At 54.5% G+C, this 231-nt stretch carries 1 protein-coding gene; it reads left to right on the top strand.

Going from position 1 to position 231, the window contains the following annotated elements:
- A partial coding sequence (locus tag AC1RPT_RS08310) for a hypothetical protein (RefSeq protein WP_481763077.1) occupies positions 1–231 on the top strand: 231 nt, incomplete at both ends.

Below are 231 nucleotides of genomic sequence, written 5' to 3'. Positions count from 1 at the left end.
CCCCCGCTCGAACAGCAGATTGCGGATCAAGTGTCTGGCACCGGTACCGATCCAGTGACGGGTCTTCCGTTCATGGGCGGCCATCTGATTGATTTTGATCAGTGGTCGCAGCCTGAGCGTGACATTCTGGCAAAGCAGGTGAATGCACTTGGGATGAAGCTAGCAAACGCAGGTGTCCTAACTGACGACAGCTACCAAGCCATATCGCGATGGGTTGGCATGTATTGGTAC

The organism is Dellaglioa sp. CoH-56-MRSF-11, assembly GCF_056782135.1.
The sequence above is the reverse complement of the archived record's forward strand: the minus strand, read 5'-3'. Positions and strand labels throughout refer to the sequence as shown.